Raw genomic sequence first — 23,651 nt, forward strand, 5'->3', positions numbered from 1 at the left:
ACGTCACAATGGAGTCGTGATGAGCTCGCCCGGCCTGCATCGGGCCCTCCCGGTGCCCGACGGGCTGGAGGGCCAGCGGGTCGACCAGGCCCTGTCCCGCCTCTTCGGGCTGTCGCGCACCTCGGCAGCCGAGGTGGCCGACGGCGGTGGCGTCGTGGTGGACGGCCGGGCCCGCGGCAAGGGCGACCGGCTCTCCGCCGGGAGCTGGCTCGAGGTGGAGCTGCCCCCGCCGCCGGGGAAGCCATCAGCGCCGCGCCCGGTCGAGGGCATGACGATCCTCCACGACGACGACGACCTCGTGGTCGTGGACAAGCCGGTGGGGGTCGCGGCCCACCCGAGCCCGGGCTGGGACGGGCCGACCGTCATCGGCGGGCTGGCCGCGGCGGGCTACCGCATCTCCACCTCCGGGGCGGCCGAGCGGCAGGGCGTCGTCCACCGGCTCGACGCCGCCACCACCGGCGTGATGGTGGTCGCGAAGAGCGAGCGCGCCTACACGGCGCTGAAGGCGGCGTTCAAGGAACGGACGGTCGAGAAGGGCTACCACGCCCTGGTGCAGGGGCACCCCGATCCCTCCCGCGGCACGATCGACGCCCCCATCGACCGGCACCCCAAGCACGACTGGCGGTTCGCGGTCGTCAGCGGCGGCCGCCCCTCGGTCACGCACTACGAGGTCATCGAGGCGTTCCCGGCCGCCAGCCTGGTCGACATCCGGCTCGAGACCGGCCGCACGCACCAGATCCGGGTGCACTTCTCCGCCCTGCGCCACCCGTGCGTCGGCGACTCGACCTACGGCGCGGATCCCACCCTGGCGGCGCGACTGGGTGTGGAACGCCAGTGGCTGCATGCCGTCCGGCTCGGATTCCCGCACCCGGCCGACGGCCGGTTCGTCGAGTTCACCAGCGAGTACCCGTCCGACCTCGCCGGCGCGCTGGCCGTGCTGCGCGCCGAGACCTGACCCCGCCCGTCGTGAACGGACTGCCGGGCTCGCTCCTCGACTTCGGCCCGGCCGCCCTGGCAGCGGTCGTGGTCGCGGCGTACCTGGTCGTCGGTGAGCCGGTCGCCGGCCACGTCCTGCACCGCCGGTTCGAGGGCCGGCTGCGCATCGACCCGGATGCCCGGCGGTCGTTCTACGTGCGGCTGCTGATCCTCGAGTGGGGGCTGGCACTGCTGGCCCTGGTGGTGTGGCTCGCGACCCCCGGGGTGGACGCGGGGCAGGTGGGGCTGCGCTGGCCGCAGCAGTGGCCCGGTCCGGTCACCGGACTGGTGGTCCTGCTGGTGCTGGCGTTCGTCGTCGTCTCCACCCGTGCGCTGCGCGGCGGCGCGCTGCTGGAGGCGGCCGAGCCGGTCCGCCGCCCGGGCGAGGGCCGGCACGCCGAGCCGCCGGGGCACGCCACGCTGGCCCTGCTCCCGAGGACGGCGGGGGAGCGGCGGTTGTTCACCGCCGTCGGTGTGACCGCCGGGGTCTGCGAGGAGTGGCTCTACCGAGGGTTCTTCCTCGCGGTGGTCGCGGCGCTCGCCGGAGGTCTGCCGACCGGGGTGCTCGTCGTCATCGCGGCCCTGGCGTTCGGATTGGCCCACGCGTACCAGGGCCGGGTCGGCGTCCTCACCACCGGTCTCCTCGGCGGCGTGATGGCCGCGCTCTACCTGCAGACCGGGTCGCTGCTCCTGCCGGTCGTGCTGCACGCCGCCATCGACCTGCGGTTCCTGCTGGTCCCCTCCCGGGCGCTGCCGACGGGACGGCCGGCGTGAGCCCGGCCGCGGTCGCGACGGCGGCCGACTGGCCGGAGATCGTCGCCCTCCGGACCCGCGTCTTCGTCGACGAGCAGGGCGTGCCGCCCGAGATCGAGCAGGACGACGCCGACGCGACGGCCGTGCACGTGCTCAGCCGTGACCGGACCGGTGCCCTGGTCGCTACGGGGCGGCTGCTGGTGCGGGGGAACGTCGCCGGCATCGGCCGGATGGCCGCCGACGCGTCGGTGCGGGGTCGTGGCCACGGCGCCGCCGTGCTCGCCGAGCTGCACCGCCAGGCCGTGTTGCGGGGCGTCACCGAGATCGAGCTCCACGCCCAGGTGAGCGCCCGCGGCTTCTACGAGCGGGCCGGCTACACCGCCGTCGGCGAGGAGTACGAGGAGGCGGGGATCACCCACGTCACGATGCGCCGCAGGTTGCCCTGAGGCGGGTGTGACGGATCAGTCCGGGTGAGAAGACACGTCCTGTCAGACCCTCGGAGTACACCTTCGGCAATGCGAGGATCGACCCACCGGACCGTGTCTTCCCCGCCGGTCGCCCGAGGGAGCTCCCTTCCGTCGGGCACGCACGACCACTGAGGAGTACCACCGCCCGTGAGCAGCCCGTCCGATTCGTTCGTCCACCTGCATGTGCACACCGAGTACTCGATGCTGGACGGCGCGGCGAAGCTTCCCGAGGTGACGGCGGCCGCCGCCGCGGCGGGCATGCCTGCCCTCGCCATGACCGACCACGGCAACGTCTTCGGCGCATACGACTTCTACAAGCAGGCGACGAAGGCCGGCGTGAAGCCGATCATCGGCATGGAGGGCTACTACACGCCCGGCTCCCGCTTCGACCGCGCACCCTTCGACTTCGGCGACAACCTGATCGACGAGGAGGGTGACGGCGGATCCAACCGCGGCAAGGCCGCCTACACCCACATGACCCTGCTGGCCCGGACCACGGAGGGCATGCACAACCTCTTCCGGATCTCGTCGCTGGCGAGCCTGGAGGGGCAGTACCGCAAGCCGCGGTTCGACCGTGACCTGCTGGAGCGTTACGGGAAGGGCCTGATCGCCACGACCGGGTGTCCGTCCGGTGAGGTGAACATGTGGCTGCGCGCCGGCAAGGAGGACCGGGCCCGCCAGGCGGCGGCGGACTTCCAGGACATCTTCGGCAAGGAGAACTTCTACGCCGAGGTCATGGACCACGGCCTGTCGATCGAGAAGAAGACGAAGCCCGCGCTGCTGGCGATCGCCAAGGACCTCGGCATCCCGCTGCTGGGCACCAACGACCTGCACTACACGCACCGCGAGGACGCCGAGGCGCACGACGCGCTCCTGTGCATCCAGACCGGGTCCCGGCTCAACGAGACCAATCGCTTCCGGTTCAACGGCGACGGCTACTACCTCAAGAGCTCCGCGGAGATGCGCGCGCTGTTCGCCGACATGCCCGAGGCGTGCGACAACACCCTGCTGGTCGCCGAGCAGTGCGAGGTGACCTTCACCGAGGGCGCCGACCTCATGCCGCGCTTCCCGCTGCCGGAGGGGGAGGACGAGACCTCCTGGTTCGTGAAGGAGGTCGAGCGCGGGCTGCACAAGCGCTGGCCGAACGGCATCCCGGACCACGTGCGCAAGCAGGCCGACTACGAGGTCGGGATCATCACGCAGATGGGCTTCCCGGGGTACTTCCTCGTGGTCGCCGACTTCATCAACTGGGCCAAGGAGCAGGGCATCCGGGTCGGGCCCGGCCGCGGCTCGGCGGCCGGGTCGCTGGCCGCCTACGCGATGGGCATCACCGACCTCGACCCGCTGGCCCACGGCCTGATCTTCGAGCGGTTCCTCAACCCCGAGCGCGTCTCGATGCCCGACGTCGACATCGACTTCGACGACCGCCGCCGCGGCGAGGTCATCCGCTACGTCTCGGAGAAGTACGGGGAGGAGCGGGTCAGTCAGATCGTCACGTACGGGACGATCAAGGCCAAGGCGGCGATCAAGGACGCCGCCCGCGTGCTCGACCGGCCCTACTCCGTCGGCGACGAGCTGACCAAGCTCATGCCCCCGGGCGTGATGGGCAAGGACATCCCGCTGTCGGGCATCTTCGACCCGAGCCACGAGCGGTACAAGGAGGCCGCGGAGTTCCGCGCCCGCTACGAGTCCGACCCCGGTGCCGCCGAGGTCGTCGACCAGGCGCGCAAGCTCGAGGGCCTCAAGCGGCAGTGGGGCGTGCACGCGGCCGGCGTGATCATCGGTCGTTACCCGCTGATCGACAGCGTGCCGATCATGCGGCGCGAGTCCGACGGGGCGGTGATCACGCAGTTCGACTACCCGACCTGCGAGACGCTCGGCCTGCTCAAGATGGACTTCCTCGGTCTGCGCAACCTCACCGTCCTCGACGACGCGCTGCGCAACATCGTCGCCAACGGCAAGGAACCGGTCGACCTCGACGAGATCAGCAAGGACCTGACGGACAAGGCCACCTACGAGCTGTTGTCCCGGGGTGACACCCTCGGCGTCTTCCAGTTCGACGGCGGCCCGATGCGCTCGCTGCTGCGGTTGATGCGGCCGGACAACTTCGAGGACATCTCGGCCGTCGGCGCCCTCTACCGCCCCGGCCCCATGGGTGCGAACTCGCACACGAACTACGCGCTGCGCAAGAACGGCCAGCAGGAGATCACGCCGATCCACCCCGAGCTGGCCGAGCCGCTGGAGGAGATCCTCGGGCAGACCTACGGCCTGATCGTCTACCAGGAGCAGGTCATGGCGATCGCGCAGAAGGTCGCCGGGTACTCCCTCGGCAAGGCCGACCTGCTGCGCCGCGCGATGGGCAAGAAGAAGAAGTCGGTCCTCGACGCCGAGTACGTCGGCTTCGAGGCCGGCATGAAGGAGAACGGCTTCTCGGCCGCGGCGGTCAAGACGCTCTGGGACATCCTCGTGCCGTTCGCCGACTACGCGTTCAACAAGGCGCACTCGGCGGCCTACGGGCTGATCTCCTACTGGACCGCGTTCCTCAAGGCCAACTACCCGGCCGAGTACATGGCCGGTCTGCTGACCAGCGTCCAGGACGACAAGGACCGCCGGCCGATCTACCTCGCCGAGTGCCGCCGGATGGGCATCAAGGTGCTCCCGCCGGACGTCAACGAGTCCTCCTGGGACTTCACGGCCGTCGGCACGGACATCCGCTTCGGCATGGCCTCGGTGCGCAACGTGGGCCACAACGTCGTCGACTCGATCGTGCGGGCCCGCACCGAGAAGGGTCCCTTCAAGGACTTCGCCGACTTCATGCGCAAGATCGACACGGTCGCCTGCAACAAGAAGGTGATCGAGTCGCTGGCGAAGGCCGGGGCGTTCGACTCCCTGGGCCACTCGCGGCAGGGCATCGCCGCGGTCCATGCCCAGGCCGTCGACTCGGCCATGGCGCTCAAGCGCAAGGAGGCCGAGGGGCAGTTCGATCTGTTCGGCAGCTTCGGCGACGGCCCGGCGGACGACGACCCGTTCAGCGGCGCCCTGGACATCGTCATCCCCACCGCCGACTGGTCGAAGTCCGAGCGGCTGGTCTACGAGCGCGACATGCTCGGCCTCTACGTCTCCGACCACCCGCTGCACGGGGTCGAGCACGTGCTCACCTCGCACGCCGACACCCCCATCGCCGAGATCAACGCCGGCGGCGTCGAGGACGGCGCGAACGTGACCATCGCCGGCATCCTCACCGCGGTCTCCCCGCGAACCAACAAGCAGGGGGCGCCGTGGGCGATCGCGACGCTCGAGGACCTCGAGTCGGGCATCGAGGTGCTGTTCTTCCCCAAGACCTGGGCCGAGGTCTCGGAGAAGATCGTCCGCGACCAGATCGTCGTGGTGAAGGGCCGGATCAGCCGGCGGGACGACCAGCCCTCGCTGTTCGGCTCGGAGGTGACGGTCCCCGAGCTCACCGAGGGCCCGCGCGGTCCGGTCCTGGTGTCCATGCCGGCCGCACGCTGCACGCCACCGGTGGTCGAGCGACTGCGGGAGGTGCTGGGCAGCCACCCGGGGACGACCGAGGTGCAGCTCAAGCTGGTGAACGGCAGCCGGGAGACGGTGCTGCGCCTCGACCAGGGGCTGCGGGTGCGCCCGAGCACCGCGCTGATGGGTGACATCAAGGCGCTGCTCGGACCGACCAGCGTGGCGCTCCTCTGAACGAGGACCCCGCCGCCCGCCGCCGCCTGACGATTCCCAGGCGTGCGAGGTTCACTGGTGCGGTGAACAGCCCCGACGTCGTCCCGACCGCCGACCGGTGGGCCGTCCCGCACGCGCATGCCTACTGGCGCGGCTGGCCCGAGATCCGGGCCGACCTGCGCAGCGCGGTGCGGCTGGTGCTCGTCCTCGCCGTCGCCGGCGCGGTCGCCGGGCTGCTGTGGTGGTGGCTGGCACCGCGGGCGGATTTCCGGATCACCGCCGACGGCCCCGTGGCGATCGGCAACCCGTCCGAGGAGCTGCTCGTCGCCGACGACTCGATCTTCGCGCTGCTCGTGACCGGGTTCGGCCTGGTGGCCGGTGCCGCGGCCTGGTTCCTGCGCCGGCGCCGCGGGGTGGCCACGCTGCTCGCGCTCGCCCTCGGCAGCACGGCGATGGCGGCCGTTGCCTGGCAGCTCGGCGAGCTCCTCGGGCCCGGCCCCACCCAGGCGCAGCTGTCCGACGTCGGCCGCGTCGTCACCACGTCCTTGACCCTCGGATCACTCCCCGCGCTGGCCCTCGCGCCCTTCGGTGCGCTGGTGGCCTACCTCGTTCCGGTGGTCACCTCGCACCGGGACGATCTCGGCCGTACGCCCGACCCCGCGATCGCCGGTCCTGACCTGGACCTCGGCGACGCCGGCGGGGATCCCGGGGAGCTGCCGTTGGTCGCGGTGCCCCCAGGACACCCCGACCCGGTCGACTGAGGCGACGGCCCGTCAGTTCACCGTCATCGGGGTGGCGAACTGCTGCAGCGGTACGGGTACAGCGCCGAGGGTCTGCAGCAACGTCAGTTCCCGGCGCAGCACGCGGGACTCGGCGGCCAGCCGGCGACGCGTCGCCGACTCCGCGAGCAGCGCCTGCCGGTCCTCGGTGGTCAGGAGCGCGGCCGAGGCGACGAGATAGGACAGGGCCGTCGGGTCGCCGCCCACGGCGTGCAGCAGCACCGCGGTCTCCGCGTCGAGCGCCGGCCCGCCGCCGGCGGCACCGAGGTCGGCCACCTCGGCCACGTACCGGGTGAACAGGTCGCGCACGGTGCGGGACAGCAGCCGCATCGAGTCGCGTGCGACGGCGGCGACCACGTCGTCGGTCCCGCGGTCGGGCATCACCGGCACGACCAGGCCCGGCGGCTCGGCGATGCCCTCGTAGTCCCCGGCGGCCTCCTCGGCCATCTCCTCCTCGTCGAGCCATTCGACCTCGCCCTGCAGGTAGGGCGGGTCCTCACCGACGACCACGTCGAGCAGCCGGAACCGCTCACCGCCGACGGTGACCACGCGGAAGCCGCCGTCCGGTTGGGGGCGCACGGCCTGCACGCGGGCCGTGCAGCCGATGTCGTAGAGCGCCTCGGCCGGGGAGACCGCCTCGACCTCCCAGCCCTGGCGGATGGCGACCACGCCGAAGAACCGCCGGTCCCCGGCCTCGGGCACGGCCAGCAGGTCGTGCACCAGACGCCGGTAGCGCGGCTCGAAGATCTGCAGCGGCAGGACGACGCCGGGGAACAGGGGAGTCCCGAGCGGGAACAGCGGGATCAGCTCACCCATCCCGCGAGCGTACGGGGGGGCGTCCGGCGGTCGCCCGGTCGCTGGCTACCCTTGACTTGCCGTCGCCAGTACCGCGCTGTCCCCTCGGAGGCCCCCGTGCTCGCCCGCATCGACCTGCGTGGATCCGCGCTTCCGGCGGCTCGCGAGCTCGCCGGGCTCCTGCCCCGGGCCGCGACCGACATCGACTCGGTCATGGCCACCGTGCGCCCGCTGTGCGAGGACGTCCGCATCCGCGGCGCCCAGGCGGTCCGCGAGATCACCGCCCGGCTCGACGGCGTCGACGCCGAGGACTTCGCCGTTCCGCAGGAGGCCCTCGACCGCGCGCTGGCCGAGTGCGACCCGGCGCTGCGCGCCGCCCTCGAGGAGGCGATCACCCGCGTCCGCACGGTGCACGCCGACCAGCGCCGCACCGACGTCACCACGTCCGTCGTGCCCGGTGGCACGGTGACCGAGCGCTGGCTGCCGGTGCGCCGGGTCGGGCTCTACGTGCCCGGCGGGCTGGCCCCGCTGCTGTCGAGCGTGGTCATGAACGTCGTCCCGGCGCAGATCGCCGGCGTCGAGTCGATCGCGGTGGCCTCCCCGCCGCAGCGCGACCACGGCGGCCTGCCGGACCCGGGCGTCCTGGCCGCCTGCGCGCTGCTGGGGGTCACCGAGGTCTACGCGGTCGGCGGGGCGCAGGCGGTGGCCGTGTTCGGGTACGGCGCCGGCTCCTGCGAGCCCGTCGACATGGTGACCGGGCCGGGCAACGTCTACGTGACTGCGGCCAAGCGGCTGCTGCGCGGCCGGATCGGCATCGACTCCGAGGCCGGACCCACCGAGGTGGCGATCCTGGCCGACGAGACCGCCGACCCCGCCCACGTGGCGGCCGACCTGATCAGCCAGGCCGAGCACGACCCGCTGGCCGGCGCGGTCCTGGTCACCGACAGCGAGGCGCTGGCCGACGCCGTCCTGGACCTGGTGCCCGGCCAGGTCGCGGCCACCAAGCACTCGGACCGGATCACCACGGCGCTGGACGGCACGCAGTCCGGCGTCGTCCTGGTCGACGACATCGACGCGGGGCTGCGGGTGGTCGACGCGTACGCCGCCGAGCACCTGGAGATCCAGACGCGCGAGCCGCGCGAGATCGCGGCGCGGGTGCGCAACGCGGGCGCGATCTTCGTCGGCGCCTGGTCGCCGGTGTCGCTGGGCGACTACTGCGCCGGCTCGAACCACGTGCTGCCCACCGGCGGCTGCGCGCGGTTCTCCAGCGGCCTGTCCGTGCAGTCGTTCCTGCGCGGCATCCACGTCGTGGAGTACGACCAGCAGGCGCTCGCCGCGGTGGCCGGGCACATCGACGCGCTCGCCGGCGCGGAGGACCTCCCCGCGCACGCCGCCGCCGTGCGCATCCGCCAGCCCTGATGGCCGCACTGGACCAGCTGCCGCTGCGGCCGGAGCTGCAAGGGCGGACCCCGTACGGCGCCCCGCAGGTGCCGGCCGCCTACCGGCTGAACACAAACGAGAACCCGTACCCCCTGCCGGCGGAGCTGCTCGCCGACCTCGGCGCGGCGCTGGGGCATGCGGCTCTGGAGCTCAACCGGTATCCCGACCGCGACGCCGTCGCGCTCCGCGCCGACCTGGCCGCCTACCTGAGCCGCGGTGGCGACGTCACCATCACGTCGGAGCAGGTGTGGGCCGCCAACGGCTCGAACGAGGTGCTCCAGCAAATCCTGCAGGCCTTCGGCGGCGCCGGGCGGACGGCGCTGGGCTTCACGCCGTCCTACTCGATGCACCCGATCATCTCCGCGGGCACCGGCACCTCCTGGGTCGACGGGCACCGCCGCGCGGACTTCACGATCGACGCGGCCGCCGCGGCGCAGCAGGTCCGGGAGCTGCGCCCGGACGTCGTCTTCGTGACCAGCCCGAACAACCCGACGGGCACCGCGGTGGCGCTGGAGACGATCACCGAGCTCTACGACGCGACGCAGGGCGTGCTGGTCGTCGACGAGGCCTACGAGGAGTTCGCGCGGGCCGGGACGCCGTCGGCGCTCACCCTGCTGCCCGGCCGCCCGCGGCTGATCGTCAGCCGGACGATGAGCAAGGCGTTCGGGATGGCCGGGCTGCGGTTGGGCTACCTCGCCGCCGACCCCGCCGTCGTCGACGCGCTGCAGCTCGTGCGGCTGCCCTACCACCTGAGCTCGCTCACGCAGGCGGCCGCCCGCACCGCGCTGGCGCACACCGACGCGCTGCTCGCGACCGTGGACGCGGTGAAGGCCCAGCGCGACCGGATCGTGGCCGCGCTGCCCGCGATGGTGCTGACAAGCGTGCCCAGCGACGCCAACTTCGTGCTGTTCGGGCACTTCGCCGACGCGCCCGCGGCGTGGCGGGCGCTGCTCGACCGGGGCGTGCTGGTGCGCGACGTCGGCCTGCCCGGCTGGCTGCGCGTCACGGCCGGCACCCCGGAGGAGACCGACGCGTTCCTCACCGCCCTGGGTGAGGTCGCGCGGGTTCAGCCCACCACTGAGGGAGAATCACCCGCATGAGCCGCACTGCACGCGTCGAGCGGGCGACCAGCGAGACAAAGCTGGTGGTCGAACTCGACCTCGACGGCACCGGGACCAGCTCCATCAGCACCGGCGTCGGCTTCTACGACCACATGCTCACGGCGCTGTCGAAGCACAGCGGCATCGACCTGACGGTGCAGGCCGACGGTGACCTGCACATCGACGCGCACCACACCGTCGAGGACGTCGCGATCGCGCTCGGCCAGGCCTTCGCCGAGGCGCTCGGCGACAAGCGCGGCATCACCCGCTACGGCGACGCGACGATCCCGATGGACGAGGTGCTGGCCCAGGCGGCGGTCGACCTGTCCGGCCGGCCGTACTTCGTGCACTCCGAGCCGGAGAACATGACGCCGCTGATCGGGCCGGACTACCCGACGTCGCTGACCGCGCACGTGCTCGAGTCCTTCGCCTTCAACGCCCGCATCAGCCTGCACGTGCGGGTGCTCTACGCCGGCCGCGATGCCCACCACATCGTCGAGGGCCAGTTCAAGGCGCTGGCCCGGGCCCTGCGCCAGGCGGTCGCGATCGACCCGCGGGTCACCGACGTCCCCTCCACCAAGGGCGCGCTGTAACCGGCGTGAACTTCGGTCTGATCCTGCTCGTCTTCGGCGGCTTCCTGCTCGGCGGTGCGTGGAGCGTCTGGCGTGCCGACGACCCCGCGAAGGGGCGCACCGGCCCGCAGGTGGCGATGGCGGTCGTCCTGCTGCTCTCGGCTCTGCTCGCCACGGCGGCGGGCATCCTCCGCCTGGTCTGACGGTGGCCGTCTCGGACGAGCGACGGTTCCTCGACATCGTCCTGGCCGACCGGACGGTCGCGGCGGTGCTCGAACGGGGACCGGCGCTCGGTCTCGACGACTGGTGGCTCACCGCCGGGGTGCTGTTCCAGACCGTGTGGAACGCGGTCACCGGGCGACCGTCGGGCACCGGCATCCGCGACGCGGACTTCTTCTACTTCGACCCTGACACCTCGTGGGAGGCGGAGGACGTCGTCATCCGCGCCGGAGCGGAGCTGTTCGCCGACCTCCCGATACCGGTCGAGATCCGCAACGAGGCACGGGTGCACCTCTGGTACGCCGGCCGGTTCGGCACGCCGGCCGCGCCGTTCCGGGACTGCGCCGACGCCATCGACTCCTTTGCGGCGGTGTGCTGTTGCTTCGGCGTCACGGCAGGTGAGGACGGCGTCCGGGTGTACGCGCCTCACGGCTACGACGACCTCTTCTCACTGACCGTCCGCCCGAATCCGCGGCTCGCTCCGCGGCATGTCTATGAGACCAAGACCGCGCGCTGGAAGGCGCAGTGGCCGGAGCTCACCGTCCTCGCATGGGCGCACGGCGCAAAGCCGTGAGTGCGCCGACGCCGGACGTATCCCTGAGCGGCCCACTTAGGGACACACACGCCTCTGCCTCACTGGCCGGCGGGGGATGGCTTCGTGTTGCCCTCGTCGACCTCGGCGTCGTAGGCGTAGTCAAACTCCCAGGGGATCGATCTGCCGATACGGGAGGCCACGGTTCCCCAGTCGGGGCCGCCGCTCGCGTCAGCGCAAACAGCTGCCAGGACCGCCCGCAGCTCCGGAGCGCTCCAACGACGCATGAACCACAAGCCCGTGCCTAAGAGAACCGCGTCCGAGTTGGTCCACTGCTGTCGCCGCCTGAAGAGAGCCCACTCATCGTCCCGCGTGGCGTGCCCCGCGAACCAGGATGGCGAGCAGACGAACATGTCGAAACTGTCGGACCCTCCGCCGTCTGGTTGGCCCATATAGACATGCGCCTCGATGCCGAAGTGACTCGGGTCCGAGACGACCAAATCGTCGAGGTCGATTAGTCCCTGCGTGCTGTCGTCATCCCAATCGCCCACCAACACGCTCTGAACCTCGGCCACCACCTTGTCCGCCATGGCGAGCATCGTCCTACGCGGGTGTCCCTTAGGCCGCCCCACGGGGGAGCGGGCGGATCGTGTCCCCAAGCGGCCCACTAACGGACAGCCCTACGGGCGGTCGAAATCATCTCCATCGCCTACGGCGAAGACATCGAGTGAACCGCCTTGCGCGTCGAGCAACGCGCTGCCCACCTCCACTGTCGTGGCCGGAGCCAGACCGGCCGAGACGTCGAGGTGGTTCCAGACGACTGCGACGAGCCCGCCGGCCTGGTGCTCGATGAACTCACCGAAGCACTCGTCGAACGCGTCCCAGGTCGCGCCGTAGTAGTCGGGAAAGCTGAACGCTCGGGCGAGTTCTGAGTGGGCTGCCGGCCGGGACGTCATGGCACGGCCGTCGAGGTCGAGTCGCCGGTAACCGTTGCGGTTCAGGAAGGCGTCCATGTGCTCTCGGGCGCTTCCGTGTACTCGGAACAGCGGTCCCGACCGCAGCCAGGGCAGTTCTCCCCGTACCGACGGACGTCCGGAGGCCATGCGCTGGGACGCAACCGACACCGGTCGCGGGTGTCCCTGAGCGGCCCATTCAGGGACAGCGGTCAGTGCGACGCGCAGTCAGTCTTCGCCAAGCAGTCGCATGACGTCGGACAGCGGGTCTTGTTGGTCACGATGGTCACGCTCAGGACCAACCTCCTGCCAGAACTGCGGCAGCAGGTCTTCTGAGGCGGGCCGCCAACGGCGTGGCTTCCGTCGCTTACCAGTGAGCACCTTGACCGCCGCAGCCACCAGCAACTCATCGACTCGGTTGTGGAAGAAGAGCCCCGTCATCGGCTTGGCTGCGACCTCCATGACCCGCCGATGAGTCAGGTCGTCTGCGTCCAGCATGTCCCGGGCTAGTTCCGGCTCGTTTCGGAGCCACAGCTGCTCGGCGATGTCTTCTCTGCTGGCGATGATCACGTGAGGAGTATCGGCGGCCAGGGTCGTCTCTCAAGCCGCCCTCACGGCCACGTGGCTGGGGTCCCATAGCGGTCCACTCGGGCGAACCCGGCCGAGGTGTCTCTGCGCGCGCCCTACGCCACTACGGAACACTGCCCCGATGTCAGATGACCCGTTCGACGACGAGGTGTACGCGGAACTCGGGCGGATCGTCGTCGCATGGAGCCGGCTCGAATACCTGTTGAAAACGATGCTTGCTCGACTGGTCGGCGCTGATCGGGCGGTCGCCTACTTGATCACCGGCGACATGACAGCAGGACGAGTCATCGAGAGATGTGCCTGGGTGGCGAATGCTTCCCTTGACGACCCGGACCGCAGTCGGCTGATCGCTTGGCTGGACACGGTCAAGGGAGCGCACGAGGCGCGGAACCGCGTGTTTCACGGCATGTGGGCTGTGCATCAGAACGACGGCTCTTTCCGTCCGGCGCAGCATTCCATCGTCGTGAAGAAGGGGCAGGTCCGCTTTCACGAAGAGGTGCTCACCCCTGGCGACGTAGAAGCCATCCGTCGCGAGATCGACGCAGCCTTGGAGGGAATTCACACCGTGACGTACCTCCTCCACGACTAGGAGCTCGCTCAGTGCCCCCTAGCGGCCCATTCAGAGACACGAGCGGGCCGCGCTGGTGGCGGCATCGCGAGTGCGACTGGCCACAGGTCGCTGCAGGGAGGGACTCGGAAGGCTCAGTCCACCGACTCAAGCACCAGTCGAACGATCTCCCGGAGCTTGTTGACGTACAGAGCCTCTTGGCTATCGGTCAACAGAGGCACCACGCGCTCAATGTCGCGGAGGCCGTCCCTCAACACGGCCAGCCGCGCAGCGTCGAGGCGGCCCGCGCTGCTCAGCCACGTGGCAACGCATCCCACTACCTGGTCGTCAAGGAAGGCGACGTCAACGCCTGCGGGGTCCTCGTAGCGCAGACGCGCGGGGAACTCGGCGTGCCTGTACTCGTCGAAGAGTCGACCGACCGTCCGCTCTCGCTCCGTGCGCACCCGTTCTGTCGTCACGGGGTCATGATCCCCGAGCGAGCGCTCGCCAGGGGAGACCGTGGGTGACGAAGCCGCCTGATGCGCCCTGAAGCCGCCTTTAGGGCGGTTCGACGTCGGATGGGCTGGGTCGCCCGACGCGCGGAAAGCGAGCACCCTCAGCGAATGGCGCCTCCGTGTGCGGGCATGCGGTCGCCGCCTGGTCAGCGCACGACGGAGAGATCGGTCAGCTGGTGGTTGCGTCGGGGTGGAGAAGGATCTCCGTGCCGTCGGGACGCCAGGTGCGCCATCGGCCGTCGGGAAGCCGAGAGATCCGGAAGCCGTGGTGGACCTTGGTGTGGTGGCGTTCGCAGAGGAGCGCCCCGTTCTCCACCGAGGTCGGCCCGTCGTCCAGAACCCATTCGAGCAGGTGGTGGGCATCGCACCAGTGGGTCGGGGCATAGCAGCCGGTGAAGACGCAGCCCTTGTCCCGTACGTCGAGGGCGGTGCGGATGTGCGAGGGGAACATCCGCCTGGTCCGGCCCAGGTCCAGCGGCTGACCCTCGGGGCCCATGACGATCCGGGTGATGTTGCCGTCGCAGGCCAGCCAGCGGGCCCGGGCGGCGGAGATCCGGGCGCCGAAGCCGGTGGTGGCGGCGCCGGGGCCGGTGTGCGGGCCGGCGAAGTCGTCGAGGCCGATGGTGACCACCACGTGCGGCTTGACGGTGCGCAGGAACGGCAGGTTCTTGGACGCCAGGGCGTTGTCGGTCAACTGCACGAAGGCGTCGCCCAACTGCTGGGCGCGGGTGCGCTCGTCGCCGCTGCGTCGGTTGGCCTGCACGATCGACTCCAGCGCGGCCTGCACCTTCTCCCCGCCGACCGCGTCGAGCTCGAAGCGCCCGGTGATGCTGCCGTCGGCGTGCTTGGCGATGGTGAGGCTGCGCTGCTCGGTGGGGTCGGGCTCGCGCCCGTCGGGGTCCAGGCGCGCCAGGTAGTGGTGCACCACCTGGGCGAGCTCGGTGACGGGACGGGTGGCTGCGATCTCGGCCAGCGCGGCATCGACGCCGACGAGGTCGACGCCCTGGGCGGCGGCCGCAGCCCGGTTCTCCTCCCGGGCGACCGGGGCGATCACCGACAGCTGTTCTGCGGTCAGCTGACCGTCGGCGCAGGCGGCGGCGACCGCGGGAAGGTGCTCCAGCGTCCGGCCGTTGCGCACCACCCGGGCGGCCTCCCCGGCGGAGAGCCGGCAGTGTCCGCGCAACCAGGACGCCATGCTCTTCTTGCCGTCGCACTCCGGCGCCTGGCTGAGCTCGGCTCGACGGGCGGTGCGGGCGAGTTCGGCGTCGATGCGGTTGCGGGCCCGCAGCAGCATCCGGGTCCGGTCGAGGTACTGGGGGGCGACCAGCTCGTCGAGGTCGTCGGCGCCGAGGGCGTCCAGAGCCGACTCGAGCTCGCCCACGCCCACCTCCCAGTCGTTCGATCGTGTGTTCGAATTCTATCGCAGTACGGAGGCGCTCACCAGGGAAATCCCCAGGTCAGCGACCTGTCCACAGATCTCGGCGGACCCAAGCGGTCGACGACGGTGAAGGGTGCCGGGAATCCGCGCGGGCACCGGACCGCTCCCACGTAGCGTGGGCAGCGTGAAGAAGGTCGTCATCCTCGACTACGGGTCGGGCAACCTGCGCTCGGCCGAGCGGGCACTCGCCCGGGTCGGCGCGGACGTCACTGTCACGGCCGACGCGCAGGCGGCTCTGGACGCCGACGGTCTCGTCGTCCCGGGCGTGGGCGCCTTCGCAGCCTGCATGGACGGCCTCCGTGCCGTCGACGGCCCGAGGATCATCGGCCGCCGGCTCGCCGGGGGACGGCCGGTGCTCGGCATCTGCGTCGGCATGCAGATCCTCTTCGAGCGCGGCGTCGAGCACGGCCACGACGCGGACGGCTGCGGCGAGTGGCCCGGGGTCGTCGAGCAGCTGACCGCGCCGGTCCTGCCGCACATGGGCTGGAACACCGTCGAGGCGCCGGCAGGCACGGTGCTGTTCGACGGGCTCGCGGACGAGCGGTTCTACTTCGTGCACTCCTACGGCGTCCGCGACTTCCCCCTGGCCGCCGACGGGCCGCCCAGCCCGCTGGCCAAGCCGAAGGTGACCTGGGCCGAGCACGGCGACCGGTTCGTCGCAGGTGTGGAGAACGGGCCGCTCTCGGCCACCCAGTTCCACCCCGAGAAGAGCGGCGACGCCGGCGCCCACCTGCTGACCAACTGGCTGAACACGCTCTGACCTGCGCAGCCGCCGCGAGCCGTCCACTTACTGTGACCGCGTGGCTGCCCAGCGTTCTCGCGGCGGACGACGTGCCTCGCCCGCGCCGTCCGTCCTCCCCGGCCTGATCCTGGTCGCTCTCCTCCTCGGCCTCGTGGCCTGGAGCGTGGCGGCGCTGCAGCCGCCGCAGCCCGAGGCCGCCGCCGCGCCGGCCGACCGGTTCAGCGCCACGCGAGCGTTCCAGCACGTACAGCGGATCGGCGCGCAGACCCACGTCGCCGGCAGCGCGGCCGGCGGGGCCGTCGTCACCGACCTCGTCACCACTCTGGCCGACCTCGGGCTGGACACGCGGGTGCAGAACTCGGTCGGCGCGTGGGAGTCCAAGACCGGGTCCATGGACCTCGCCCGGGTGCACAACGTGGTCGGCTTCCTGAAAGGCAGCAACTCCACCGGGCGGCTCTACCTGATGGCCCACCACGACTCCGTGCAGAACGGGCCGGGTGGTTCGGACGACGGCGCAGGCGTGTCGACGCTGCTGGAGACCGTGCGCGCGCTGACCGCCGGGCCGCCGCTGCGCAACGACGTCGTCGTCGTCCTCACCGACGCCGAGGAGGCTTGCCTGTGCGGCGCCGAGGCCTTCGTGAACTCCCATCCCCTCGCCGACAGTGGCGGGGTCGCGCTGAACTTCGAGGCCCGCGGCACCGGAGGCCCGCCGATCACGTTCGAGACCTCCCGCGGCAACGCCCGACTGGCGGCCGCCTTCGCCGCGGCGGCGCCGCACCCGGTCGCCACGAGCTTCGCCGTCGAGGTCTACCGGGCCCTGCCCAACGACACCGACTTCAGCGTGCTGCTCGCCGACAGGAAGTTCACCGGCCTCAACACCGCCTGGATCGACGGGGCCGCCGCCTACCACACCCCGCAGGACCGCCCGGAGCGCATGAGTCGCGCCAGCCTGCAGGCCATGGGCGACAACGCGCTGGCGCTGGTCCGCGAGGTGGGAAACCGCGACCTCGGCCCGCTGGCGAAGGCGGCCCCCCAGGACGCCACGTACTTCCCGGTGCTCGACCGGCTGGCGCGCTACCCCGGCAGCTGGGTCTGGCCGCTCGCCGGGGCGTCACTGCTGGGCGTCGTCGTCCTCGCCGCCGTGCTGCGCCGACGCGGGATCAGCTCTCTCCGGCGGACGGCCGGTGGCACGGCCCTGGCCCTGCTGCCGGTGGTCCTGGGGCCGCTGGCCGCTCAGGGGCTGTGGTCACTGCTGGTCCTGATCCGCCCGGGATACGGCGCGATGCTCGACCCCTGGCGGCCCGGCTGGTTCCGGCTGGCGACGGTCGCGATCGTCGTGGCCGTCGTCCTGGTCTGGTACGCGCTGCTGCGCCGCCGGGTCGGCCCCGCACCGCTGGCCGCGGGCGCGCTGGTGTGGCTGGCCGTCCTCGCCGCGGTGCTCGCGTCGCTCGCCCCCGGCGGGTCCTATCTCACGGCGTGGCCGGCGCTGGCCGGCGCCGTGGCGGGCATCGTCGGCGCGGCGACGGACCACCGGGCGGTGCGCCTGGTGGCGGCGCTGGTCGGCGGGGCGGTCGCCGTCCTGGTGCTCGCTCCGACCGTCGCGTTGTTCTTCCCGGCGCTCGGCCTCCGCACCGCCGCCGTGCCCGGCTTCTTCGTCGCGCTGCTCGCCGTGGCGCTGCTCCCCGCGCTCGAGTTCCTCTTCGGCGATCCCGACGAGGCGCCGCGCCCCCGCGGGTGGCTGCCGGGCGCCGCCGTTCCGGCCGCGGTCCTGGTCGCGGCCGTCGGCTGCGCGGCGATCGGCCTGTCGGTCGACCGGTTCGACGCCGCGCACCCGGTGCCGAGCCAGCTCGTGTACGCCCTGGACCGCGACACCGGGCAGGCATGGTGGGCCAGCACCGAGCGCCGTCCCGGCTCCTACACCGGCCGCTACGTCGGCGGGCGCGCGACGCTGCCGGTCGACTTCCCGTACCTGGCCGGGAGCGACGCCGCCACCGGCCCGGCGCACGCGGCCGACCTGCCGGCGCCCCTGGTCACCCCGGTGTCGGACGGCGTCGTCGGTGGACGGCGGGTGCTCACCGTGCGGGTGACCCCGCAGCGCACCGGCGTCCGGCTGCTCGCCGTCGATCTCGCCGTCGACGGCGGCACCGTGACCCGTGCCCAGGCCGCGGGCCGGGACGTCCCCGCCGTCGCGCTCGGGAAGGACCACCTGCGGTTCACCTTCCACGCGCCGCCCGCGGAGGGACTGCAGCTCAACGTCACCATCGAGGGGGGCGGCGCGGCGACACTCCGCGCGGTCGACGGCAGCGACGGGCTGTCCGGACTGCCCGGCTACGTGCCGCGCCCGGACGGCGTGGACGCCGCCGGAACCCACAGCTCCGACCTCGTGCTGGTCTCGCAGACGACGAACCTCGGATAGCCGGCTCACCAGCTACCGCGGTGGACGAGCTCCTGAACCGGCCGCCGGCCCCGCCGCAGCGAGGGGGAGCGGCGGTCGTCGTCCCCGGGGTAGCCGACCGAGACGCAGCCGACGGGGCGAAAGCCTTCCGGGACGCCGAACTCCGCCCGGAAGCCGTCGATCCGCTCCGGTGGGATGCCGAAGAAGCAGGCCCCGAGGCCCTCGTCGACGGCGGTCAGCAGCATCAGCAGGGCGGCCATCCCGGCGTCGACGTCCCAGTAGGGCACCGGCCAGCGCGCCTCGTCGCGATCGGTCCACCCCTTGTCCGGCTCGGCGTAGCGCTCCAGGTAGGCGCTCTTGTCCGACAACGGCACGATCAAGAGGGGTGCGCGCCGCATCCGCGTGAGCCACCCGTCGGGCGTTCCGCCGTCCGTGGTCGCCGCCCAGAAGCGCCCTCGCTCCTCGGGGGTCTCCAGCACCAGGAACGCCCAGCCCTGGCTGAAGCCGGCGGACGGCGCCCGGACGGCGTGCTCCAGCAGCCGGTCCCGGACTTCGGGCGGCACCGGCCGGTCCGGGTCGTAGTCGCGCACCATCCGGCGCCTATGGACGACGTCAGCAAATTCCACGACGACAGCCTGCCGCACGGTGGCCGGGGGAGGACTCCCTAGGCTGGTTCCCGTGCCGAAGCTCCAGCTCTTGCCCGCTGTCGACGTCGCCGACGGTCAGGCCGTCCGCCTGGTGCAGGGGGAGGCCGGCAGCGCGACGTCGTACGGCGACCCGCTCGAGGCCGCGATGCAGTGGCAGACCGACGGAGCCGAGTGGGTGCACCTGGTCGACCTCGACGCCGCGTTCGGGCGGGGGAGCAACCGCGAGCTGCTGGCCCGGGTGGTCGGCGAGCTCGACGTCGACGTGGAGCTCTCCGGTGGGATCCGGGACGACGAATCTCTGGCCGCGGCGCTGGCGACCGGGTGCCGCCGGGTCAACCTCGGCACGGCGGCCCTGGAGTCGCCCGAGTGGTGTGCGCGGGCGATCGCCGAGTACGGGGACCGGATCGCGGTCGGCCTGGACGTGCGCGGCACCCGGCTGGCCGCCCGGGGCTGGACGCAGGAGGGCGGCGAGCTCTACGAGACGCTCGCGCGCCTGGACGCCGAGGGCTGCGCCCGGTACGTCGTCACCGACATCACCAAGGACGGCACGCTGCGCGGGCCCAACCTCGACCTGCTGCGCGAGGTGTGCGCCGCGACCCCGCGGCCGGTCATCGCCTCGGGTGGGGTGAGCTCGCTGGACGACATCCGGGCGCTGGCGGGGCTCGTCCCGGTGGGTGTCGAGGGTGCGATCGTCGGCAAGGCGCTGTACGCGGGCGCGTTCACGCTGCCGGAGGCGCTGCGGGTGACCGAGGGCGCCGCGTGAGCGGAGTGCGCCGGCTGAACTCGGGGTCGCCGTGGGAGGGCGTCGTCGGCTACAGCCGGGTCGTCGTCCGCGGGGACGCGGCCTGGGTCAGCGGCACCACCTCGACCGTCGACGGCGTCGTGACTCACCTCGGCGACGCGGGCGCACAGACCCGTGAAGCGCTGCGGATCCTGAAGCAGGCACTCGAGCGGTCCGGATTCACGCTCGCCGACGTCGTCCGCACGCGCATGTTCGTCACCGACATCTCCCGGTGGGAGGAGATCGGCCGGGCCCACGGGGAGTTCTTCGGCGACGTCCGGCCGGCCAGCTCGATGCTGCAGGTGGCGGCGCTGATCGACCCAGGGATGCTGGTGGAGATCGAGGCGGACGCCGTGCGCGGGGCCGGAGCGTGAGTCTCGCGGTGCGGGTCATCCCGTGCCTGGACGTCGACGCCGGCCGGGTGGTCAAGGGCGTCAACTTCGTCGACCTTCGCGACGCCGGCGACCCGGTGGAGATGGCCCGGGTCTACGACGCCGAGGGCGCCGACGAGCTCACATTCCTCGACATCACCGCGAGCTCCGGCGACCGCGCCACCACCTACGACGTCGTCAGCCGGACAGCGGAGAGCGTGTTCATCCCGCTGACCGTGGGCGGCGGCGTCCGCAGTGCCGACGACGTCAACCGGCTGCTGCGGGCCGGCGCGGACAAGGTCGCGGTCAACACCGCCGCGGTGGCCCGGCCGGAGCTGATCGCCGAGATCGCCGACCGGTTCGGCAACCAGGTGCTGGTGCTCTCGCTGGACGCCCGGCGCTGCCGGGACGGGGCGGCCACCGACTCCGGCTTCGAGATCACCACCCACGGCGGACGGCGCGGCACCGGTCAGGACGCCGTCGAGTGGTGCGTGCGGGCGGCCGAGCTCGGGGCGGGGGAGATCCTGCTCAACTCGATGGACGCCGACGGCACCCGCGCCGGTTTCGATACCCAGCTGATCGAGATGGTCCGCCGTGAGGTCACCGTGCCCCTGATCGCCAGCGGGGGAGCGGGGGAGGCCGGCCACTTCCCGCCCGCGGTCGAGGCAGGTGCGGATGCGGTGCTGGCCGCGAGCGTCTTCCACTTCGGCGTACTGCGCATCGGCGACGTGAAGGACGCGCTCGCGGGCGCGGGGATCCCGGTCCGCTAGCTCGAGCCGCTCGACTCGCGGCCAACCGGGACGGCGGCCTCCTCCGACACGGCGAGGCCTAGGTCACGGGGCCGCGGGACCCGGACGAGATCCGGCTCGCTCAGGCCGTGGCCGAGGTACACCCGGTGCAGGGCGGCGACGACCGCGCCGAGTGCACCGGAGAGATCATTCAGCTGAGCGGGTACCACGGGCGGGGCGGACGGGACGATGCGCCGCAGGCCTTCGCCGAGTTCCGCAAGCTGTGGGGTCATGGATCGCGCGATGCGACCGCCGAGCACGATGACGTCCGGCTCGTAGCTCACCACCGCGGCGGTCAGGACCACCAGCAGTGCCTGCTCGACGTGCCGGCGCATCGTCAGCAGTTGGCCGTCGGCGTCCTCGACGAACAGGGCGGCCGGCGATGGGATGTCCAGGCCGAGCTCGGCGGCGCGACGCATGATCCCCGGCCCGGTCACCAGGTGCTCCAGCGGCGTGCCCAGCGGTCCGACGGGGAGGTGCCCGAACTCGCCCACGAGCCCGTTGCGGCCACGGAGGAGCCGCCCGTCCAGGGCCACGCCGGCGCCGAGGCCGGCGCCGACCGTGAGCATCACCGCCGTGGATGCCGTTCGCGCGGCCCCGAACCGCTGTTCGCCGAGAAGGGCGTAGTTGGAGTCGTTGTCGAAGTCGAGCGCCGGGCCGAGCCGCTTCTCCAGGACGTCGAGGAAGGCCCGCTGCTCGACCTGGGGGAGGTTCGGGGCACTGGAGACCGACCTGTCGTGCACCCTGACCGCGCCCGGAAGGCCGACGGCCACGGCAGCCAGCCGCCCCGACCGGTCGCCGACGACCGCCACGACCTCGTCGGCCAACCAGTCGGCCAACTCCTGCGGACCACGATGGCTGGGCGTCGGGGAGGTCTGCCATGCCACGGGCTCGGCGAGCAGGTCGGCCACGATGAAACGGGTGCTGGATGCGCCGAGGTCGACGCCCACCACCAGGGACCGATCCGCCACGACCTCGACGAGGGTGGCCCGCCTGCCCCGCCGTCCGCTGGAGACCTCCTCGGCCTCCCGGATGATGCCCTCGCTGATCAGGGCATCCACCATCCGGGAGACCGTCGCCGCAGACAGGCCCGTGGCGGTGGCCACGGCGGTGCGGGTGGTCGGCGAAGCGCTCAGCAGATGCGCCAGGACGGCAGCGCGGTTCCGATTCGGGAACTCGGGCTCCACGCATCCTCCTTTCGATACCGACTGAGGCCAAAAGTTACCGGCACAACGTCCAGTGGGCCGTGTGACCAGACCGTGATGCTAGTTCTCGGCCGCCTTCTTGACACCAACGGGTCAGCTGGCGTTCTAATACGTTCAGCGTGAAATTAGATGAGCTCGCCCGGAGACCGGCGCGGCACTCGCCCAGGGAGACAGCAATGATGCGGACACTCAGAGGCAGGACGTGGAGGCTGGCCGTGGCGGCCACCCTCGCCGGGTCGGTCGTCCTCACGGCCTGCGGTGGCGGCAGTGATGCCACCACGAGCAACCACACCGCGGCGAAGGAACCCAGCCTGGCATTCACCGGTCCCAACGGTGAGAAGCCACAGACCCTCGACCAGCTGACGCTGACCGACGACGAGATCGCGAAGGTCAAGGCCGGCCATTACAAGGCCGCCTTCGTGTGGCACGAGTCCTCCGCGTTGGTCTCGGCCACCGAGAAGGGAGCCCGCGAGGAGTTCAAGAAGCTCGGGATCGAGGTCGTGGCGACCACGGAGGCCGGCTTCGACGCCGCGCGGCAGGCGGACAACGTGCAGAGCGTGCTCGCCCTCCACCCGGACATCATCGTCACCATCGCCGTCGACCCGACCTCGGCGGCTGCGGCCTTCAAGCCCGCCGTCGACCAGGGGGTGAAGCTGGCCGTGATGACGACTCCGCCCGCGGGTTACAAGAGCGGCAAGGAGATCGTCTCCATCGTCACCGGCGAGCTCACGCAGTACGGCAAGGACAACGCCGAGATGCTCGGCAAGGCGATCGGCGGCAAGGGCGCGATCGGCTACATGTACCACGACGCCGACTTCTGGTTCACGAACCAGCGGGACAAGGCCTTCAAGGACTGGACCGCCCACCTGTACCCGGACATCGACATCGTGTCCGAAGAGGGCTTCACCGACCCCGCCCGCACCGAGGACATCGCCAACGCGATGATCACCAAGCACCCTGAGATCAAGGGCATCTACGTCGCGTGGGCCACTGCGGCCGAGGGCGTCCTCGCCGCGCTGCGCCAGGCCGGGCGATCCGACGTCAAGGTCGTCACCAACGACCTGGAGGCCGATCTGGCCTCCGACATGATGCGCGACGGCAACATCGTCGGCATCGTCGGCAACTCCTCGGTGAAGACCGGCTACGGACTGGCCGTCGTCGGCGCCTACGGCGTCCTGGGCAAGCAGGCTCCCGAGATGGTCGCCAACCCGCCCCTGGCCGTCACCAAGAAGAACATCGCCGAGGGCTGGATGAGCGACTACGGGACCGAGCCCCCGTCCGGCGTCGTGCCCTGACCCCCTCTGACCCGACGTGCTTCGGGGCCGGCAGCCGACGGCCGGCCCCGAACACGCCGCCTCTCGTCCC

General features: G+C 71.8%; 25 protein-coding genes. 17 read left to right on the forward strand and 8 right to left on the reverse strand.

What is annotated here, in order from left to right; translation table 11 throughout:
- Window positions 1–19: 19 nt before the first annotated feature.
- The 5 genes from AC2H4J_RS16850 to AC2H4J_RS16870 all read left to right on the forward strand — a co-directional run bounded on the left by AC2H4J_RS16850 (window position 20) and on the right by AC2H4J_RS16870 (window position 6,640).
- Window positions 20–955 carry an RluA family pseudouridine synthase gene (locus AC2H4J_RS16850; RefSeq protein ID WP_487466035.1) on the forward strand — a complete coding sequence of 312 codons (936 nt, stop codon included), beginning with the start codon at window positions 20–22 and terminating at the stop codon, window positions 953–955.
- Between the two features lie 11 nt (window positions 956–966).
- The gene (locus AC2H4J_RS16855) at window positions 967–1,749 is read left to right on the forward strand and encodes a CPBP family intramembrane glutamic endopeptidase (RefSeq protein ID WP_487466036.1); all 783 of its coding nucleotides are present in this window, start codon (window positions 967–969) and stop codon (window positions 1,747–1,749) included.
- Entirely contained in the window at window positions 1,746–2,174 is a 429-nt protein-coding gene (locus AC2H4J_RS16860) for a GNAT family N-acetyltransferase (protein WP_487466037.1), read from the forward strand. Before AC2H4J_RS16855 ends, AC2H4J_RS16860 begins: the two co-directional genes overlap by 4 nt.
- A gap of 168 nt (window positions 2,175–2,342) precedes the next feature.
- Window positions 2,343–5,900: a DNA polymerase III subunit alpha gene (gene dnaE, locus AC2H4J_RS16865; protein WP_487466038.1), complete on the forward strand. Its 3,558-nt coding sequence runs from the start codon at window positions 2,343–2,345 to the stop codon at window positions 5,898–5,900.
- A 62-nt stretch (window positions 5,901–5,962) separates the two neighbouring features.
- Window positions 5,963–6,640: a DUF2567 domain-containing protein gene (locus tag AC2H4J_RS16870; RefSeq protein ID WP_487466039.1), complete on the forward strand. Its 678-nt coding sequence runs from the start codon at window positions 5,963–5,965 to the stop codon at window positions 6,638–6,640.
- 12 nt (window positions 6,641–6,652) lie between these two features.
- Here AC2H4J_RS16870 and AC2H4J_RS16875 read toward each other — a convergent pair whose 3' ends face one another.
- Window positions 6,653–7,474 (reverse strand): LON peptidase substrate-binding domain-containing protein, encoded by an 822-nt coding sequence (locus AC2H4J_RS16875; protein WP_487466040.1) that lies wholly within the window; start codon window positions 7,472–7,474, stop codon window positions 6,653–6,655.
- Between the two features lie 96 nt (window positions 7,475–7,570).
- Between AC2H4J_RS16875 and hisD the strand changes: the two genes are divergently transcribed.
- From hisD to AC2H4J_RS16900, 5 genes are read left to right on the forward strand one after another with little or no spacing between them, the layout of a single operon-like run.
- Window positions 7,571–8,872, forward strand: coding sequence for a histidinol dehydrogenase (gene hisD, locus AC2H4J_RS16880; protein WP_487466041.1), 1,302 nt, complete (start codon window positions 7,571–7,573; stop codon window positions 8,870–8,872).
- The gene (locus tag AC2H4J_RS16885; protein ID WP_487466042.1) at window positions 8,872–9,993 is read left to right on the forward strand and encodes a histidinol-phosphate transaminase; all 1,122 of its coding nucleotides are present in this window, start codon (window positions 8,872–8,874) and stop codon (window positions 9,991–9,993) included. Before hisD ends, AC2H4J_RS16885 begins: the two co-directional genes overlap by 1 nt.
- Window positions 9,990–10,586, forward strand: coding sequence for an imidazoleglycerol-phosphate dehydratase HisB (gene hisB, locus AC2H4J_RS16890; protein WP_487466043.1), 597 nt, complete (start codon window positions 9,990–9,992; stop codon window positions 10,584–10,586). The genes AC2H4J_RS16885 and hisB overlap by 4 nt, the downstream gene beginning before the upstream one ends.
- Before the next feature lie 5 nt (window positions 10,587–10,591).
- A complete protein-coding gene (locus tag AC2H4J_RS16895; protein WP_487466044.1) occupies window positions 10,592–10,768 on the forward strand; it encodes a hypothetical protein in 177 nt (58 codons plus the stop codon).
- A 2-nt stretch (window positions 10,769–10,770) separates the two neighbouring features.
- Window positions 10,771–11,358 carry a nucleotidyltransferase family protein gene (locus AC2H4J_RS16900; protein WP_487466045.1) on the forward strand — a complete coding sequence of 196 codons (588 nt, stop codon included), beginning with the start codon at window positions 10,771–10,773 and terminating at the stop codon, window positions 11,356–11,358.
- A gap of 59 nt (window positions 11,359–11,417) precedes the next feature.
- On the opposite strand, the gene AC2H4J_RS16905 is transcribed toward AC2H4J_RS16900, so the two are convergent.
- The 3 genes from AC2H4J_RS16905 to AC2H4J_RS16915 form a co-directional block, all read right to left on the reverse strand.
- Window positions 11,418–11,906, reverse strand: coding sequence for an Imm8 family immunity protein (locus AC2H4J_RS16905; RefSeq protein ID WP_487466046.1), 489 nt, complete (start codon window positions 11,904–11,906; stop codon window positions 11,418–11,420).
- 90 nt (window positions 11,907–11,996) lie between these two features.
- Window positions 11,997–12,329: a barstar family protein gene (locus AC2H4J_RS16910; protein WP_487466047.1), complete on the reverse strand. Its 333-nt coding sequence runs from the start codon at window positions 12,327–12,329 to the stop codon at window positions 11,997–11,999.
- A 168-nt stretch (window positions 12,330–12,497) separates the two neighbouring features.
- A complete protein-coding gene (locus AC2H4J_RS16915) occupies window positions 12,498–12,839 on the reverse strand; it encodes a hypothetical protein (RefSeq protein WP_487466048.1) in 342 nt (113 codons plus the stop codon).
- A 139-nt stretch (window positions 12,840–12,978) separates the two neighbouring features.
- On the opposite strand from AC2H4J_RS16915, the gene AC2H4J_RS16920 reads away from it, so the two are divergent.
- Window positions 12,979–13,446, forward strand: a complete 468-nt coding sequence (locus AC2H4J_RS16920) for a hypothetical protein (protein ID WP_487466049.1) — start codon at window positions 12,979–12,981, stop codon at window positions 13,444–13,446.
- A gap of 113 nt (window positions 13,447–13,559) precedes the next feature.
- Here the strand turns inward: AC2H4J_RS16920 and AC2H4J_RS16925 are convergent, their stop codons facing one another.
- Window positions 13,560–13,883 (reverse strand): hypothetical protein, encoded by a 324-nt coding sequence (locus AC2H4J_RS16925; RefSeq protein ID WP_487466050.1) that lies wholly within the window; start codon window positions 13,881–13,883, stop codon window positions 13,560–13,562.
- A 205-nt stretch (window positions 13,884–14,088) separates the two neighbouring features.
- Window positions 14,089–15,300: an HNH endonuclease signature motif containing protein gene (locus tag AC2H4J_RS16930; RefSeq protein WP_487466051.1), complete on the reverse strand. Its 1,212-nt coding sequence runs from the start codon at window positions 15,298–15,300 to the stop codon at window positions 14,089–14,091.
- A gap of 181 nt (window positions 15,301–15,481) precedes the next feature.
- Between AC2H4J_RS16930 and hisH the strand changes: the two genes are divergently transcribed.
- Entirely contained in the window at window positions 15,482–16,117 is a 636-nt protein-coding gene (gene hisH / locus AC2H4J_RS16935; protein ID WP_487466052.1) for an imidazole glycerol phosphate synthase subunit HisH, read from the forward strand.
- 40 nt (window positions 16,118–16,157) lie between these two features.
- On the forward strand, window positions 16,158–18,515 hold the full coding sequence (locus tag AC2H4J_RS16940) for a M28 family peptidase (RefSeq protein ID WP_487466053.1): 2,358 nt from the start codon (window positions 16,158–16,160) through the stop codon (window positions 18,513–18,515).
- 5 nt (window positions 18,516–18,520) lie between these two features.
- Here the strand turns inward: AC2H4J_RS16940 and AC2H4J_RS16945 are convergent, their stop codons facing one another.
- Complete coding sequence (locus AC2H4J_RS16945; protein ID WP_487466054.1) at window positions 18,521–19,120, reverse strand: nitroreductase family protein; 600 nt, start codon at window positions 19,118–19,120, stop codon at window positions 18,521–18,523.
- Window positions 19,121–19,172: 52 nt separating this feature from the next.
- On the opposite strand from AC2H4J_RS16945, the gene priA reads away from it, so the two are divergent.
- The 3 genes from priA to hisF are packed head-to-tail and all read left to right on the forward strand — an operon-like array spanning window position 19,173 to window position 21,063.
- Complete coding sequence (priA, locus tag AC2H4J_RS16950) at window positions 19,173–19,904, forward strand: bifunctional 1-(5-phosphoribosyl)-5-((5-phosphoribosylamino)methylideneamino)imidazole-4-carboxamide isomerase/phosphoribosylanthranilate isomerase PriA (RefSeq protein ID WP_487466055.1); 732 nt, start codon at window positions 19,173–19,175, stop codon at window positions 19,902–19,904.
- Window positions 19,901–20,296 carry a RidA family protein gene (locus AC2H4J_RS16955; RefSeq protein WP_487466056.1) on the forward strand — a complete coding sequence of 132 codons (396 nt, stop codon included), beginning with the start codon at window positions 19,901–19,903 and terminating at the stop codon, window positions 20,294–20,296. The genes priA and AC2H4J_RS16955 overlap by 4 nt, the downstream gene beginning before the upstream one ends.
- Complete coding sequence (hisF, locus tag AC2H4J_RS16960; RefSeq protein WP_487466057.1) at window positions 20,293–21,063, forward strand: imidazole glycerol phosphate synthase subunit HisF; 771 nt, start codon at window positions 20,293–20,295, stop codon at window positions 21,061–21,063. The genes AC2H4J_RS16955 and hisF overlap by 4 nt, the downstream gene beginning before the upstream one ends.
- Here hisF and AC2H4J_RS16965 read toward each other — a convergent pair.
- On the reverse strand, window positions 21,060–22,268 hold the full coding sequence (locus tag AC2H4J_RS16965) for an ROK family protein (RefSeq protein WP_487466058.1): 1,209 nt from the start codon (window positions 22,266–22,268) through the stop codon (window positions 21,060–21,062). The two genes, hisF and AC2H4J_RS16965, sit on opposite strands and share 4 nt — an antisense overlap.
- 233 nt (window positions 22,269–22,501) lie before the next feature.
- On the opposite strand from AC2H4J_RS16965, the gene AC2H4J_RS16970 reads away from it, so the two are divergent.
- Window positions 22,502–23,581: a substrate-binding domain-containing protein gene (locus AC2H4J_RS16970; protein ID WP_487466059.1), complete on the forward strand. Its 1,080-nt coding sequence runs from the start codon at window positions 22,502–22,504 to the stop codon at window positions 23,579–23,581.
- Window positions 23,582–23,651 lie beyond the last annotated feature (70 nt).

It is taken from the genome of Blastococcus sp. OS1-29 (assembly GCF_057628075.1).

Bases quoted from the DNA above. Each gene is read 5' to 3' on its own strand.
- AC2H4J_RS16850 (WP_487466035.1), top strand. From the start codon at position 20: ATGAGCTCGCCCGGCCTGCATCGGGCCCTCCCGGTGCCCGACGGGCTG.
- AC2H4J_RS16875 (WP_487466040.1), bottom strand. From the start codon at position 7,474: ATGGGTGAGCTGATCCCGCTGTTCCCGCTCGGGACTCCCCTGTTCCCC.
- AC2H4J_RS16885 (WP_487466042.1), top strand. From the start codon at position 8,872: ATGGCCGCACTGGACCAGCTGCCGCTGCGGCCGGAGCTGCAAGGGCGG.
- hisB (WP_487466043.1), top strand. From the start codon at position 9,990: ATGAGCCGCACTGCACGCGTCGAGCGGGCGACCAGCGAGACAAAGCTG.
- AC2H4J_RS16905 (WP_487466046.1), bottom strand. From the start codon at position 11,906: ATGGCGGACAAGGTGGTGGCCGAGGTTCAGAGCGTGTTGGTGGGCGAT.
- AC2H4J_RS16910 (WP_487466047.1), bottom strand. From the start codon at position 12,329: ATGGACGCCTTCCTGAACCGCAACGGTTACCGGCGACTCGACCTCGAC.
- AC2H4J_RS16920 (WP_487466049.1), top strand. From the start codon at position 12,979: ATGTCAGATGACCCGTTCGACGACGAGGTGTACGCGGAACTCGGGCGG.